This is a genomic window from Kitasatospora sp. NPDC101183, assembly GCF_044767945.1.
Taxonomy (GTDB): Bacteria; Actinomycetota; Actinomycetes; order Streptomycetales; family Streptomycetaceae; genus Kitasatospora.
Window position 1 is genome coordinate 101,049 of sequence record NZ_JBIWOW010000001.1, and the last position, 14,763, is coordinate 115,811.

Genomic DNA, 14,763 nt, shown 5'->3' on the forward strand with positions numbered 1-14,763 from the left:
CCCTCAGTCGGGGATGCGGCCCGAGGTGTCGCCGGGGCCGTGCTGCCGGTCGGGCGATCCGCTGACGAGCAGGTCGCCGCCGTGGACGTTCCTCGGCGTGAGGCTGAACGACACCCGGTGCGTGCGGCCGCGCGACAGCCCGGCCTCCGTCTCCGCGCCCACCGCCCAGAGCTTGAACCCGGCCTTCGCCTTCGCGTCGGCGCGCAGCTCGACCTCGAACTCCATCTCCACCGGGCCGACCGCGAACACCACGTCCGGATGCTCCCCGCCCTGCGCGGCCGCCGCGATCAACTCGTCCCGCACCGCCGCGATCGCTTCCACCAAGGGAACATCCACTGCGCCCACCCCACTCGACGAACCGTCTGATCAGCAGGAGAACAGTAGGACCGCCGCCCGGCCGCCCGCAGCCGAACCGATCAACTGCGACGGGTGGGTTCTACTCGTACGGGGCGAACTCCCTCCGCCCGCACGCGAACCCGGACAAAGGGGTACCTGGTGAACGATGTTCCGGATCTCGGGCCCGTGCCCCGGCGGGTCGCCGTCACGGCCATCCAGGCGTCGCGCCTCGTGGCCGAGCAGTTCCCGCAGTGGGCCGCCCTGCCGGTGACGGCCGCGGAGAACGGCGGTTGGGACAACCGGACCTTCCGCCTGGGCGACAGCATGGTGCTCCGCCTGCCCAGCGCGGCGGAATACGCCCTGGCCGTGGAGAAGGAACACCACTGGCTGCCCCGGCTGGCGACCGCTCTCCCCCTTCCGGTCCCGATACCGCTGGCGAAGGGGCGCCCCGGTGCGGGCTACCCGTTCGCGTGGTCGGTCTACGGGTGGATCGAGGGCACACCCGCGACCTTCGAGTCGGTCGTCGATCCGATCCGCTTCGCCGAGGGCCTGGCCGATTTCCTCGCCGCGTTGCGCGGCGTCGACGCCTCGGACGGGCCGCAGCCCGGCACGCACAACTGGTTCCGTGGGGCGACGCTGCGCACGTACGAGGCCGAGGCGCTCGGCGCGCTGGACGCGCTGCGCGGCCACGTCGACGTCGTACGCGCGCACGCCGTGTGGACGCGGGCAGTCGAGGCGCGATGGGACGGGCCCGACGTCTGGTTCCACGGCGACCTCGCCCGGGGGAACCTGCTCCTCCGTCACGGACGGCTCTGCGCCGTCATCGACTTCGGCACCTGCGGCGTCGGGGACCCGGCCTGCGACCTCGCGATCGCGTGGACCCTGCTCACGGCCGAGGGCTGCGAGCGGTTCCGGGAGCGCCTCGGTGTCGACGACGCGGCCTGGGCGCGCGGGCGTGGCTGGGCGCTGTGGAAGACGCTCGTGTCGTGCGCCGGGAGCCTGGGCGAGGACGGCGCCGACGCCCGTGACGCGCGGCGCGTGCTCGCGGGCGTCCTCGCCGATCGGGGCTGAGGCGGCGTGGCCGACTACCCGGGCGGCGGCGGCAGTCCGGGGGTCGGCGGCGTTCCGGGTGGTGGGGGCGGGTAGCGGTGCGGCGGGGGTGGCTGGGTGAGGTAGCCGGGGCGTGGGACCGGGGTGCTCGGGAGCGGGCGGGCCTGGCCGAAGGGCGGCGGCGCCGGCAGGAACGGCGGCGGCGTGGGGCGGGCCCGGCGGCGCGTCAGGCGGTAGTGGCGGTGGGAGGCCGGCAGCGCGAGCAGGGTGAGGGAGACGGCCGTCAGCACCAGCATGCCCGCGGCCGCGAGCCGGATCAGGTCGCTGAGCCAGGACAGCGCGCCGTAGGCGTCCGACCGCAGGACCAGCACCTCCGCGACGGCCGACAGGCCGCCCACCACCCAGGCCAGGACCCGGGCCGTCTGTTGCCCCCGGCCCGCCAGGACGGCGAGGAGCAGGACGGCCGCGGCGACCACGGCCGCCGAGGTGCCGAAGGCGGCCAGGCCGGTCGCGGCGGCGCTGCCGGCCTGGGGGTCGGCGGCCTGTTCCGTCCGGTAGTCGCTGTACTCGGGGATCGCGAAGAAGGCGCCGGTCGCCGCCACCAGGGCGAGTGAGGCCGCCCCGGCGAGCAGGTAGCCCGCCGCGAAGACCGTGCCCGGCGCGCGGGGCCGCCGTGGCGGTGCGGGCGGGAGCGGCGGCGCGGCCGGCCAGGCCGCGGCCGTCATCGCGGACTCCGTTCGGCCGTGCGCCGGCGGCGGATCAGCAACACCCCGCCGGCCGTGAGCCAGAGCAGGAGCGGCAGGGCCGCGAGCGGGTAGAAGAGCCGGTTCGAGGTCGCCTGCGGCGGGGCGGCGAAGGCCTCGGCCGGGGGGACGGCGGTGGTCTGGCCGCCGAGCCAGAGCCCCTTCCCGTCGCCGCTGGGTCCGTTCAGCGCGTCCCGTGCGGCCGTGGCGAGTTCGGGGTGGTCCTTGGCGAACTGCTCGGCGCTGACCCGGTTCTCGTTGATCCGGCTGAAGTTCACGCCGCCGTAGACGTACGTGTAGGTGTAGACGGTGTCGCCCTTGGTGGTGGTGTGGCTGACGTTGAACTCGCCGTTCCTGTACGACTGGACGTAGCGGTCGAACACCTCGCGCGGCGACCAGGGTTCGCGGGAGGTCCAGTGGCTGATGTCGCCCTTGCCGACGAGGTCGGAGTACGCGGTGTGCTTGGTGGCGCCGCGCTGGCGGAACCATTCGGCGGCGACCCGGCTGGCGTAGACCCGGCGCAGGTCGGCGTACTCGGGCGCGTGGTTCACGGCGTCCTGGACCTGGGGGAGGATCGTCTGCCGGTAGACGTCCTCGTTGTGCTTCGTGGTCGCCTTGTCCTGCTGGGTGCAGCCGTTGGAGCCGCCGACGCCCTGGGCCTTGACGACGTCCGACTCCATCTTGACCAGCAACGGCGCGTCCAGGATGTACAGTTCGTCGCCCGTGTCGCGGACGGTGGCGGTGTCGGGCACGATCCACTGGCGCATCGAGATGCACTTGGTGTCGCCCTGGAGGGAGTCCCAGAACGTCTGGCCCGCCGGGGTGTCCGGGTGGATGAACTTGGCGACGACCTTCTTCATCGCCAGGTCCGCCTCCAGCAGGACACGGCCGGCGTCGGTCTTCCCGAACTTGGCGTCGATGATCCGGTCCGGCTCGTCCGGGTTGAGGTTCACGGTGAAGGAGGAGGGCGGGAGTTCCATCCAGACGAAGAAGGAGTCGGAGGCGAGGCGGGCGTTGCGCGCGCCGCCGAAGGAGTCCTGGTCGGGGTCGAGGGAGTCGGCCTTGAAGGCGTACTGGACGCCGGGGCCGTGGTGGTAGGTGTCGGAGACGTAGCGGAGTTCGAGGGTGGAGAAGTCGACGCCGCCGAGGTCGTCGGTCGCACCGGGCTGGCCGGCCTCCTCGTCCAACTCCGCGTTGTCCGCCCGCAGTTCGGCTGCCTCTTCGGCGGTGTTCGCGGAGCCGGTGATCTCGCTCGGGGCGGCGCCCTGGGCCTGGAACTGGTCGGGGGCGCGCATGGTGTCGTCCGGTACGGCGGGGCCGGTCTTGGCGCCGTTGGGGCTGCTGCCGGGGATGACCGGCTGCTTCTTCGCGGGCACGACGAAGTAGGAGATGCCCGCCCCCTGGAGGGCGGCCTTGGCCGCCTTGGTGGGCTCGCCGGGGAAGATGTAGACCAGCTTGCGGGGGCTGGCCTTCCCCTTCTCCCCCTCGACGAAGGCCTTGTCCTCCGGGAACTCCTTCTTCATGTCGATGCCCAGGCCGGACTTGACCTCGTAGTACAGACCGAGGGCCTCGTTGGCGAAGTCGTACTGGCGGTTCGCCTCCGGCACCTTGACCTCGGTCTTCCAGCCAAAGTTGGCGCCGAGGCGCAGCCGGTCGGCGACGTGCAGTTGGAAGGCCTTCCCCTGGGCGTCGTTGCCCTCGCGCGGGATCTGCCCGTTGAGCCAGGTCGTCCAGGGCTGGGTGCGGGAGGGGCGCTTGGTGTTCGCGGGGTCCTTGGCGTAGGCGGCCTGTTCGGCGGCCTTGCGGAGTTGGTAGTCCCGCCACCGCGTCAGGATGTGCTCCCAGGTGCCGGAGGTCTTGGCCTTGTCGCTGTACGTCGCGGCCTCGACGTCGGCCTGGTTCGGCTCGGGGCGGCCCCGGAACGCCTCGGAGGCGTTCTCGTAGTGGTAGACCTGGATCCCGCCGGGCGACACGGGGTGGGCGCCGCCCGGGAGTTCGTCGGCGGTGGGCGCCGTGCCGCCGAAGGTGGGCAGGGGTATCGGTTTGGGCGCGGCCTCGCCCGTGCCCGGCAGGCCGGCGACCCCGATCAGGGCCGTGAGTAAGAGCCCGAGCGACAACGGCAGGACCCGGCGACGTCCACCCATGATCCGGCTTTCCCCCTCCACAGGTGCTTCGGCCCCTGACGGTAACCGGACGCACCGATTTGTGGAAGGCTCATGCCAAACGATCGCGGATGCGCCGGAGCACGCCCGGCGCACGGTCGTTGAGCGCGATCTGCAGGATCAGGAAGGGCACGGCGGTCTTCCCCTCGGGGAGGAGCTGGTCCAGGAACGGGCACCCGATGAACATCCCGTCGGCCGGATCACCCGGGTAGTAGTTCCATCGCGCGCGCATCCCCGGGCGGATCACCTCGCCCAGGTACCAGGCGGCGCCGTCCGCGAACTCCGCGTGGGAGGCCAACTCGTCGGCGCTACTGATCAGTTGCCGGAGGGTCTCCTCCAGCTCGCCCAGCGAGTCCGGCGAGAAGTCCCACCGCTCGGGCCGATGGGCGTACTTGGCGAGCCACGCCTCGTGCTGCGCCGCGCGCTCGGGCAGCCAGTGGGCGAGGAAGTCCTCGCCGTACAGGGTGAGGTCGCGGTCCAGCCCTGGCGTGGGCTCCTTCACCGGCTCCCAGCCGGGCTCCGCCGAGCGCCTCTCGGCGACGGCGGCCTCCAGGCGCCCGTACGCACGGCCGAACTCGCCGCCGTCGCCCGACTCCCTGGCCTGGTCCACGAGTTGGCCAGGGCGCAGCGGCGCCAGGCCGAGGGCCGCGTCCGGTACGACGACCGGCAGGCCGTCCCACTCCCAGTGCCCGCCCGCCACCGTCAGCAGGGCCTCCCCCACGAAGGCCGCGGCCCGCTCCCGGAACTCGGCGGTCGGAGCGCTGCGAGCGAGGAGTTCCGCCTCCAGCCGGGCCAGCGAGGCCGCCGAGTAGTCCGGCAGGGCGCCCTCCGGCAGCTCGTGGTCGACCAGGCCGGTGACCCGGGGGTGCATGCCCTCCAGCCAGTCCTCCAACGGGTCCATCACGCCTCCTGCCGACCGCCCCCGCGTTCCACGGGCTCGCGGTCCATCCTCCGGGCACGGCCCCGCGGGCGCAACGGTCGGATGCGGCGCGGCGGTTCGGCGCCTTGGTGGGCGGCCCGGACGGCCGGCTCGGCGACGGCCGTCCTCAGAACCCTCCGAGGGGGCGGCAGCGCCAACTGCGCGCTGCGGCGCGCCCCTACGCGCTCCCCCGGGCGTCTTGATCGTTCCCGGGGTCACGCGATGAGGTGTGGTGCACGGACGGCCGTCCGACCGACCGGGCCGTCCCCGGGACGAAACGCTGGGAGAGAGCATGGTTGAGGCTGGCGGCACGGGAGCGGGCAGACCGGGCCGGGAACGGGCGGTGGTGATCGGCGGCGGCTACGCGGGCCTGCTCGCGGCCCGGGTGCTGTCCGACCACTTCGCCGAGGTCCTGGTGCTGGAGCGGGACGCGGTGAGCAGGGAGACCGGCGCCCACCCGAGCGCGCCGCAGTCCTACCACGCGCACGCGATGCTCGCCAAGGGCGGGGAGACGCTGGAGAAGCTCTTCCCGGGCCTGCGCGCGGAGTTGGAGCAGATCGGCTCCCCCGTCTTCGACTACGGGGAGCGGATCAGCTTCCTCCTGCCCTCCGGCTACGCGACGCGCACCACCACCGGGGTCCACATCCAGACCTTCACCCGGGACGAGTTGGAGCGGCGCCTGCGCGGCCGGGTGCTCGACCTGGCGCCGGTCCGGATGGTGGGCGGTGCCCGCTGCCGGGGCCTCCTGACCGCGCCCGGCGAGAGGAACGGCCGGGCGGTCACCGGTGTGCGGTACCGAATCGGGGACGGCGCCGAGGAGGAGGTGGCCGCCGACCTGGTGGTGGACGCCTCGGGCCGGTCCGGCGCGATCGACGACTGGCTGATCGAGGCCGGGCTCCCGGTCTCGGCGAAGAGCACGGTGAGGGCGCGGATCACCTACACCACGATGGTCTTCGACCGCACCGGGGAGCAGGACTACGACGTCGCGTACCAGATGACCTTCGCCCCGTCGGTGCGCCGCGGCGGCGTCATGATGGGGATCGAGCACGGCCGTTGGGTCTGCTCGCTGTTCGGCTTCGAGCAGCACCCGCCCACCGACACGGACGCCTACCTGGAGTTCGCGCGGGACCTGGACAACCCGCGGCTGGCCGAGGAGATCGCCCGGCGCAGCCGACAGGAGGAGGTGCACCGGTACACCAACCCCGGCAGCACCTGGCGCCTGCACCACCGCAACCCCGGCTGGCCGGACCGGCTGGTCGCGATCGGCGACGCGCTCTGCGTCTTCAACCCGGTCTACGGGCAGGGGCTGACCGTCGCGGCCATCGAGGCCGACGCGCTCGGCACGCTGCTGCGCCGCCGCTCGGCGGACGCGGACCTGACCGGCCTGAGCCGGGACTACCTGCGCGCGGCCGCCGGGATCGTCAAGGCGCCCTGGACGCTGTCCACCACCTCGGACCTGATGTGGTCACCGGAGGGGCAGCCGCTGGGCGCCCGCTTCGCGCACTGGTTCAACCGGCACGTCTTCGCCCTGGCCCTGCACGACGCCGACGTCTGGACCCGTTTCGTCAAGGTGGCCAACATGACCGCCCCGCCGTCGCTGCTGATGCACCCCTCGGTCCTCGCCAAGGTCGTCCGCCGCGCCGTCACGAGGCAGCCGGCGCCGACACCCGTGCCCGCCGCCTGAGGTACGGCTCCCCCTGCGGGCGGGCCCGCAGGGGGAGCCGTACCTCACGCCTGTTCGCCCGCGCGGAGCTCGGTGGCGATCTGGCGGCGGCCCGCGACGAGGGTCTCCGCGACCACGGCGAGGCCGACGAGGAGGGCGAGCCCCGCGGTGGGCAGGAGGACCGGCAGGAGGACGGGGGTGATGACCTCGCCGACCTTGGCGCCGACCAGGGTGGAGATGTCGAAGGCGCCGCCCAGGAGCGCGACCGCCGCCGTGGCGACGAGGCCTCCGCCGACGGCCGCCGCGGCGGTCTGCGGCAGCGCCTCGGTGACGATCAGCGCCAGGCCCTGACGGGGGCGCAGGCCCATGGTGCGCAGCCGCGCGAGCAGGGCCGTGCGGTCGGGGGCGGCGCGGAGCAGGGTGAGCAGGACGGCGAGGAGGGCGTACCCGGCGCCGGCGGCGGCCGCGTACCAGAACAGCCGCTCGGCGGCGTGCTGGAGCGGGTCGTCGCCGAGCGCGGCGGCGGTCTCCCGGCTGCTGTGCACGGTGTACCCGGCGGGCAGGCCGTGGGTGTCCTTGCCGGTGGCGGCGGCGCCGTCCGCGACGAGCTTGGCCAGGCCGACGGGCTGGGCGCCGCCGTTGTTCCGCAGCGCCGCCCGGACGCCCTCGGGGTCGACGTCGCCGACGGCGAACCACTGGTTCACCTTCCGGGTGTCGGGCAGCCGCTCCCAGGCGGGCCCGGCGGGGACGACGACGAAGGGCTTGCCCGGGTCGGGCAGCGCGGGGGTGGCGCCGACGGCGGCGGTGACGGTCAGGCGCAGGTCGTTGCCGCTGGGGGTGCGGATCTGGGACGGCCCGGAGGCCAGGCTCTTGGCCAGGTCGCTGCTGACCAGCGCGGGCACGGGGGTGTCCCGGCCGCCGGAGGTCCCGGCCAGGCCGGCCGCGTCGAACGCGCCGACGCCGAGGGTGCGGGCGATCTCGGCGTAGGCCGCCGGGTCGACGACCATCACCAGGTAGGCCTCGGTGTAGTTCTGGTCGGCGCCGAGGACGCGGGCCTTGGGCTCGACGGAGACGGCCGTCGAGGCCCGGACGCCCGGCAGGCCGGAGGCGGCCTTCGTGAAGGGGTCGGTCAGGGTGGCGTAGCCCGGGAGGGAGACGCCGATGTCGCCGCCGGTGGCGATGCGCGCGGCGCGGGTGCGCACGCTGTCGACGGTGTCGAGCACGGTGGCGCCGAAGCCGGTGGTGGTGACGGCGGTGAGCAGGGCGAGCAGGGGCAGGACGGACGGCTTGCGGCGGCCCGTGCTGTCGCGGGCGGCCCGGGCCAGGCCGAGGAAGCCGATCAGGCCGCGGCCCCGGCCGGCGAGGGCGGCCAGCCGGCCGACCACCAGCGGTTCCGTGCGGGCCAGCAGCAGGCCCCCGGCGACGGCGAGCAGGAGCGGGGCGGCGACGAGCAACGGGTCCAGCCCCGCGCCGGTGCCGATGCCCCGGCGGCGGACCTCCGCGACGGCGGCGGCGGTGATCGCCAGGACGGTGAGCTCGCCGACGAGTCGGCGCCGGCCGCCGGCGGGCTTGGGGCGCGACCACAGGGCGGCGGCGCGGACGGGGAAGGCCAGCATCGCGATCAGCGCCACGGCCGCGGCGGCCAGCACCGACGGCACCCAGCGCTGGGTGGGCAGCAGCAGGAGGGCCAGGCCCGTACCGAGGGCCGCTGCGGGCAGGACGGTGACGGCGCCCTCGCCGAGCAGGCGCAGCAGCACCCCGCCGAGGGACCCGCCGCGGGCCCTGAGCAGCCGGATCTCTCCGGCGCGGCGGTCGGTGGCGAGGGCGGCGGCCAGGAGCAGCACGACGGTGGCGACGCCCGCGACGCCGGCCGGGCCGATGGCGCTCAGCGGCAGCGTGGCCCGGTAGCGGGCGTCGGCCCGGGTGAGGAGGTCGGGCAGCGGCGAGGCGGTGTGCAGGTCGGAGCGGATCGTCAGGCGGGCCAGGTTGGTGGCCTCGCCGCCGCTCAGCAGGGACTTGAGGGTGGCGCGGGTCTCCTCGAGCCGGTCGGCGTGCAGGGAGGAGACGTCGACGGGCATCCGCCAGAAGTTCTCGGCGGTCGCGCCCCAGCGGGCGAGCGCGGGCAGGCTGGCGCCGTCGACGAATCCGGTGGTCGCCCAGTGCTCGTGCTCGGGGGGCGTCCGCAGGCAGGCGCGGGCGGGGCAGCCGAGGTCCTCCCAGAACGGGTCCTCGGGGGCGTTGACCTCGTACAGGCCGACCACGACGCTGGTCCGGGCGCCGCCCGAGTTCTCGGTGCCGTTGTCGACGACGTCTCCGACCTTGACGTGGATGGTCTCGGCGGCCTTCCTGCTGATCACGATCGGCAGCGCCCCCAAGCCGTCCCCGGGGGTCGGCCAGGTGCCGTCGGTCAGGGTGACGCGCTCGCGCAGATCGTGCAGGTAGAGCAGGCCGAGGGTGGGGTCGGTGTACTTCTCCGCCATCCGCACGTACTGCGGGTTCGCCATGCCCCGCTCCGTCAGGGCGCGGGCGCCGTACGCCTGGTTCTGCTGGAGAACCGGCACCCGTCCGCCGATCTGCTCGGCGATCTGGCCCTGCACGCGGTCGAGGACGAAGGCGGTGTCGTCGGTCCCCGTCTTCGAAGTGACCATCAGGCTGGTCGAGTTGATGCCCTTCTGGCCGACGAAGTCCTGGAGGGCCGCGTCCGCTCCCCGGTCCGCGACGCGGGGGAAGCCCGCCGCCAGGAAGGCGGTGACGAGGACGAGGGCCGCCGTGAGCAGCGTGGACAGCGGGCTCGCCCGCAGCCTGGTGCGGACCCAGCGCGCGGGGCGGTGGGCGGCGGGGGTGGGGCTGGGCACGGGGGTGCCTTCCTGCGGGGTCACATCTCCTCCACGTGGCGCAGCCGGGCGGCCACGTCGCTACGGCGTCGTCCGGCGGGGAAGGCCGACCGGCATCGCGTACCTCCCCCGGTTGCTTCCCCGCCCCACCGGTCGCCTTTGGTCGCCTTGGTCGCCGGATAGCGGACGATGCTTTCAGATTCGATCCGCAAACGGAAGGACTTGAGCGAATCACGTAAGCAGTGCGCGAATTTCCTGAATCCCTCTCGGGCCGATCTGTCCCCATTTCCGGGAATGCCATGCACACTTCACCGAACGGGCGGCTTTGAAGAGCCGTTGACCAGGGAACTTCCCTTTCACGAATTCTCCGCCCCGGCCGGTGAACCGGCCGGGGCGGCATATCCGTTCCCCTTCGCGAGGGCGCCCGGGAGACGGGCTCCTGTCGCGGCAGACGGCCGTCGGGGCGTCAGGCGGAGGGCGGGGCGTCAGGCGGAGGGCGGGGCGTCAGGCCGAGGGCGGGACGATCCTCGCCTCGTGGGCGGTGATGGCGAGTTGGACGCGGTCGCGGGCGTTGAGTTTGGCGAGGAGGCGGGCCACGTGGCTCTTGGTGGTGGCCGTGCTGATGAAGAGGTGGGCGGAGATCTCGCTGTTGGACATGCCGCGGCCGATGAGGGTCAGGACCTCGAACTCGCGCTCGGTGAGGCCCTCGACCGTCCGTCGGGGCGGGCCGGGGGCGGCTTCGCGGGTGGCGAACTCGGCGATGAGGCGTCGGGTGACACCGGGGGCGAGGAGGGCGTCACCGGCGGCGACCACGCGGATCGCGGCGAGGATCTCCTCCAGCACCGAGTCCTTGACCAGGAATCCGCTGGCACCGGCGCACAGGGCGGCGTAGACGTTCTCGTCGTCGTCGAAGGTGGTGAGGATGACCACCCCGACCTGTGCGGTCTCCGCCTTGATCCGCCGGGTGGCCTCGATGCCGTCCATGACGGGCATCCGGATGTCCATCACCACGACGTCGGGAGCGAGGTCCCCGGCCAGTCGCAGGGCCTCGGCGCCGGTTCCGGCCTCGCCGACGATCTCGATGTCCGGGGCGTCGGAGATGACCATGCGCAGGCCGGCGCGCACCAGCGGCTGGTCGTCGGCAAGTACGACACTGATCGTCATACCGGCAGCCTAGCCGCCACCCGGAAGCCGCCCTCCGGCCCCGGTCCGGCGCTGAACTGGCCGTGGAGCAGCCCGACGCGCTCGCGCATCCCGACGATCCCGTAGCCGCTCCCCGCGCCGGTGCCCGCGCCGCCGCGCCCGTCGTCGAGGACCTCGATGGCGAGCCCGTCCTCCACGTAGTCGACGTCGATGCGGCAGGTGGTGGCGCCCGCGTGCCGCAGCACGTTGGTCAGGGACTCCTGGATGATGCGGTACGCGGACAGGTCGATCTCGGCCGGCAGCGGGCGCTGCTCGCCGCGCCACCGGATGTCGACGTGGACCCCCGCGTCCCCCGCCACCGCGAGCAGCTTCTCGATGTCCGCCAGACCCGCCGCCGGAGCCGTCCGCCCCCCGTCCCCGTCCGCCTCGCGCAGCGCGACCAGCATGCGCCGCAGCCCGGCGAGGGTGTCGCGGCCGGTGAACTCGATGGCCTTCAACGCCTCGCGGGCGCCCGCCGGTTGGGTCTCGATGACCCGCGCCGCCGCACCGGCCTGGATCGCGATGACGCCGACGCTGTGCGCGACCATGTCGTGCAGCTCGCGGGCGATCCGCAGCCGCTCGGCCTGGACCGCCTGGATCACGACCTGGGCGCGCAGGGTCTCCGCGTGGTGCTGCCGCAGCCGGATCCAGCTGCCGAGGATCCAGGCGATGAAGGTGATCACCACCCAGTGGGCCGACGGGACCTTGAAGGCGTTCAGCAGATCCGCGCCGGGCGTGTCGGCCAGGTCCGTGACGCCCCAGGTGATCAGCACACTGCCCGCGGCGACGGCCCCGGTCCGCTGCGACCGGGTGACGGTGATGTAGAAGACCAGGACGACCGCCGCCAGCAGGGGCGGCCAGGTCCTCTCCCCGTAGGCCTGCAGGCCGACCGCCTCGGCGAGCAGCACGCCCAGCACCTGCACCGGTCGCCGGCCGGCCCAGCCGACCGGCAGGGCCAGGAGGACGGCCGCCGCCACCATGCCCAGGGGCGCGGCGAGGCCCTCGTCACGCCCCAGGTGGAGCGAGCGCCCGTCCCCGGCGATCGTGCCGAGCAGCACGATCGCCAACGCGGGGACGCCGCACCAGCTCAGGACCGTCAGGGCGTCGGGCAGCCGCCGGGGCGGTGCGGGGGACTTCGGGGCTCGGGTCACGCTGCGATGCTAACGACGCGACGGGCCGGGGGAATCGGCCCCGAGGATTCATCCCCGGGGCTGAGGACGCCGGGGCGCCGTACGGTCCCCGGACCGATGTGCGGCGGCCCCGGCCTGCGGCACCGTCCTCCCTGTGATCGAAATCCACGAACTGACCAAGCGCTACGGCGACGTCCTGGCGGTGGACGGCCTGAGCTTCACCGTGCCGCCCGGCCGGGTGACGGGGTTCCTCGGCCCCAACGGCTCGGGCAAGAGCACGACGCTGCGCATGCTGCTGGGGCTGAACACCCCCACCAGCGGCACCGCGACCATCGACGGCCGCCGGTACCGCGACTTCGGCACCGGCATGCGCCACGTCGGCGCGCTGCTGGACGCCAACGACCTCCACAAGGGGCGCACCGCCCGAGCCCATCTCGCGGCGCTGGCCCGCAGCAACGACCTGCCGGGGCGCCGGGTCCAGGAGGCCCTGGAGACGGTCGGCCTCGGTGGGGCGGGCCGACGGCGGATCGGCGGGTTCTCGCTCGGGATGCGCCAGCGCCTCGGCATCGCCTCCGCGCTGCTGGGCGACCCGCCGGTCCTCGTCTTCGACGAGCCGGTCAACGGCCTCGACCCGGAGGGCATCCGGTGGGCGCGCGAGCTGTTCCGGAGCCTGGCCGCCGAGGGGCGCACCGTCTTCGTGTCCAGTCACATGATGAGCGAGATGGCGAACACCGCCGACCACCTCGTCGTGATCGGCGGCGGCCGGCTGATCGCCGACGAGCCCGTCGCGGAGTTCGCCGCCCGCGCCACCACCGCCGGTGTCACCGTGCGCACGCCGGACCCGGCCGCCCTGACCGGGGTGCTGCAGCACGCGGGCGGCTCGGTGCTCCCCGAGGGCCCCGGAGTCCTGAGCGTCACCGGGCTCACCGCGGCCCGCGTCAACGAGCTCGCCTTCACCCACCACGTCATGGTCCACGAAGTCACCGCCCACGGCGGCACGTTGGAGGACGCGTTCATGCAGCTGACCTCCGACAGCGTCCAGTACCGCGCCACCGCCGTGTCCCCCGAGAGGAGTGAGGGCCGATGACCACCCTCGCGACGACGCCCGCCGCCAGGACCCGGCCTCCCGTCGGGTCGCCGCCCCGCTGGCGCGACCTGTGGGGCGCGGAGTGGATCAAGTTCTGGTCGTTGCGCTCGAACCTCGTCGTACTCACCGCCGTGCCCGTGCTGGTCTGCCTCATCGCCTACAAGACGGCCGGCCGCACGTACGAGGCCTGGCCGGGCTACCCCGACTCGTTCAGGCGGATCTACGAGGCCGGGCACGACGCCCTCTTCCCTCCCCTCTTCACCCTGCTCATGGCCCTCGCCGGCACGATCGGCGCCCAGACCGTGCTCGGCGAACTGACCAGCGGTCTGATCCGCACCACCTTCATCGCCGTACCGCACCGGAGCCGGGTCCTGATCGCCAAGGCCGGCGTCGTGACCGCCGTACTGACCGGTCTCGGTGTTCTCGTCGCCGTGCCGAGCTGGGCCGTCACCCTGGCCGCCTACTCCGGCCGGGTCACCGGGTTCTCCTGGACCAGCCCCGGCGTCGGCCGGTTCCTGTTGGCCTCCGTGGTCGTGTTCCCGGTGTCCGGCCTGATCGGCATGGCCGTCGCCGCGCTCGTGCGCCACACCGCGGCCACCGTGTTCGCCCTGTTCATCACCTTCGTGGGCCTCTCGCTGGCGCCGCTCTCCTCCTTCGACACGGCCCTCCACACCGGCCGGCTGTTCACCTTCGTGGGCAACAGCCTGCCCTTCGCCGGGTGGATCTTCCTGACCACGCTGGGGAACACCGGCAACATCGTCGGCCACCACCCGTCCGCCGTCCACGCGTGGATCGCGTACGGCGCGTGGGCGGTCGGCTCGGTCGCCGTGGTGGTGGCGGCCTTCCGCTCCCGCGACGTCTGACGGCGGGTCGGAGCGAACGGCGGCCCGGAGCGAACGGCGGCCCGGAGCGAACAGCGGTGTCTCAGGGTCGTCGGCATCGAGGGTCGACATCAAGGGCGGACGGCGGGCCGGATAATGGCCGCATGATCGACAAGCAGCTCCGCGTCGTCCTGGCCGAGGATTCGGTGATCCTCCGGGACGGCATGGTCGAACTCCTCACCGCGCGCGGGTGCCTGGTGGTCGCGACGGCCGGTACGGGGCCGGAGCTGGTCGCCGCCGTGACCGAGCACCGGCCGGACGTGGCCGTGGTGGACATCCGGATGCCGCCCACGCACACGGACGAGGGCATCCGGGCGGCCGTGCAGCTGCGGGGCAGCTTTCCGGAGGTGGGCATCCTGGTCTTCTCCCAGCACGTGGAACGGGCCTGGGCCGCACGCCTGTTGGCGGACGGCGCGGCCGGGATCGGGTACCTGCTCAAGGAGCGGGTGGCCCGGACCTCGGAGTTCGTGGAGGCGTTGCACCGGGTGGCCGAGGGCGGGACGGCGCTGGACCCGGAAATCGTCAACGGGCTGCTGCACGGCGGACGGCGCGGGCCGGTGGACACGCTCACGGCGCGCGAGCGGGAGGTGCTGGAGCTGATGGCGCAGGGCCGCTCCAACCGGTCGATCGCCGCCCAGCTGACGGTGTCGGAGCGGGCGGTGGAGAAGCACGTGGCCGCCGTGTTCACCAAGTTCGGCCTGCCCGCGACGGAGGCCGACAACCGGCGGGTGAAGGCCGTCCTCGCCTATCTCTCGGAGAGCACCGGGATCTGAGCC

At 73.7% G+C, this 14,763-nt stretch carries 12 protein-coding genes; 5 read left to right on the top strand and 7 right to left on the bottom strand.

What is annotated here, in order from left to right; genetic code table 11:
- Positions 1-3 precede the first annotated feature (3 nt).
- Entirely contained in the window at positions 4-321 is a 318-nt protein-coding gene (locus ACIRRS_RS00485) for a trypco2 family protein (protein ID WP_402963533.1), read from the bottom strand.
- A 174-nt stretch (positions 322-495) separates the two neighbouring features.
- Here ACIRRS_RS00485 and ACIRRS_RS00490 point away from each other — a divergent pair, with 174 nt between their 5' ends.
- On the top strand, positions 496-1,407 hold the full coding sequence (locus ACIRRS_RS00490) for an aminoglycoside phosphotransferase family protein (RefSeq protein WP_402962631.1): 912 nt from the start codon (positions 496-498) through the stop codon (positions 1,405-1,407).
- A gap of 14 nt (positions 1,408-1,421) precedes the next feature.
- Here the strand turns inward: ACIRRS_RS00490 and ACIRRS_RS00495 are convergent, their stop codons facing one another.
- The 3 genes from ACIRRS_RS00495 to ACIRRS_RS00505 all read right to left on the bottom strand — a co-directional run bounded on the left by ACIRRS_RS00495 (position 1,422) and on the right by ACIRRS_RS00505 (position 5,192).
- Positions 1,422-2,111 (bottom strand): hypothetical protein, encoded by a 690-nt coding sequence (locus ACIRRS_RS00495; protein ID WP_402962633.1) that lies wholly within the window; start codon positions 2,109-2,111, stop codon positions 1,422-1,424.
- Positions 2,108-4,273, bottom strand: coding sequence for a hypothetical protein (locus ACIRRS_RS00500; protein WP_402962636.1), 2,166 nt, complete (start codon positions 4,271-4,273; stop codon positions 2,108-2,110). Before ACIRRS_RS00500 ends, ACIRRS_RS00495 begins: the two co-directional genes overlap by 4 nt.
- 70 nt (positions 4,274-4,343) lie before the next feature.
- Positions 4,344-5,192, bottom strand: a complete 849-nt coding sequence (locus ACIRRS_RS00505) for a hypothetical protein (RefSeq protein ID WP_402962638.1) — start codon at positions 5,190-5,192, stop codon at positions 4,344-4,346.
- A gap of 310 nt (positions 5,193-5,502) precedes the next feature.
- Here ACIRRS_RS00505 and ACIRRS_RS00510 point away from each other — a divergent pair, with 310 nt between their 5' ends.
- Entirely contained in the window at positions 5,503-6,894 is a 1,392-nt protein-coding gene (locus tag ACIRRS_RS00510) for an FAD-dependent oxidoreductase (protein ID WP_402962641.1), read from the top strand.
- A 44-nt stretch (positions 6,895-6,938) separates the two neighbouring features.
- Here ACIRRS_RS00510 and ACIRRS_RS00515 read toward each other — a convergent pair whose 3' ends face one another.
- The 3 genes from ACIRRS_RS00515 to ACIRRS_RS00525 form a co-directional block, all read right to left on the bottom strand.
- Entirely contained in the window at positions 6,939-9,752 is a 2,814-nt protein-coding gene (locus ACIRRS_RS00515) for a hypothetical protein (protein WP_402962644.1), read from the bottom strand.
- 459 nt (positions 9,753-10,211) lie between these two features.
- The gene (locus ACIRRS_RS00520; protein WP_402962646.1) at positions 10,212-10,871 is read right to left on the bottom strand and encodes a response regulator; all 660 of its coding nucleotides are present in this window, start codon (positions 10,869-10,871) and stop codon (positions 10,212-10,214) included.
- Positions 10,868-12,040 carry a sensor histidine kinase gene (locus ACIRRS_RS00525; protein WP_402962648.1) on the bottom strand — a complete coding sequence of 391 codons (1,173 nt, stop codon included), beginning with the start codon at positions 12,038-12,040 and terminating at the stop codon, positions 10,868-10,870. Before ACIRRS_RS00525 ends, ACIRRS_RS00520 begins: the two co-directional genes overlap by 4 nt.
- Before the next feature lie 133 nt (positions 12,041-12,173).
- Here ACIRRS_RS00525 and ACIRRS_RS00530 point away from each other — a divergent pair, with 133 nt between their 5' ends.
- From ACIRRS_RS00530 to ACIRRS_RS00540, 3 genes are all read left to right on the top strand, one after another.
- Positions 12,174-13,106: an ATP-binding cassette domain-containing protein gene (locus tag ACIRRS_RS00530; protein WP_402962651.1), complete on the top strand. Its 933-nt coding sequence runs from the start codon at positions 12,174-12,176 to the stop codon at positions 13,104-13,106.
- Positions 13,103-13,969 carry a hypothetical protein gene (locus ACIRRS_RS00535; protein ID WP_402962652.1) on the top strand — a complete coding sequence of 289 codons (867 nt, stop codon included), beginning with the start codon at positions 13,103-13,105 and terminating at the stop codon, positions 13,967-13,969. Before ACIRRS_RS00530 ends, ACIRRS_RS00535 begins: the two co-directional genes overlap by 4 nt.
- Before the next feature lie 122 nt (positions 13,970-14,091).
- Entirely contained in the window at positions 14,092-14,760 is a 669-nt protein-coding gene (locus tag ACIRRS_RS00540; protein WP_402962655.1) for a LuxR C-terminal-related transcriptional regulator, read from the top strand.
- The last annotated feature ends 3 nt before the right edge of the window (positions 14,761-14,763 follow it).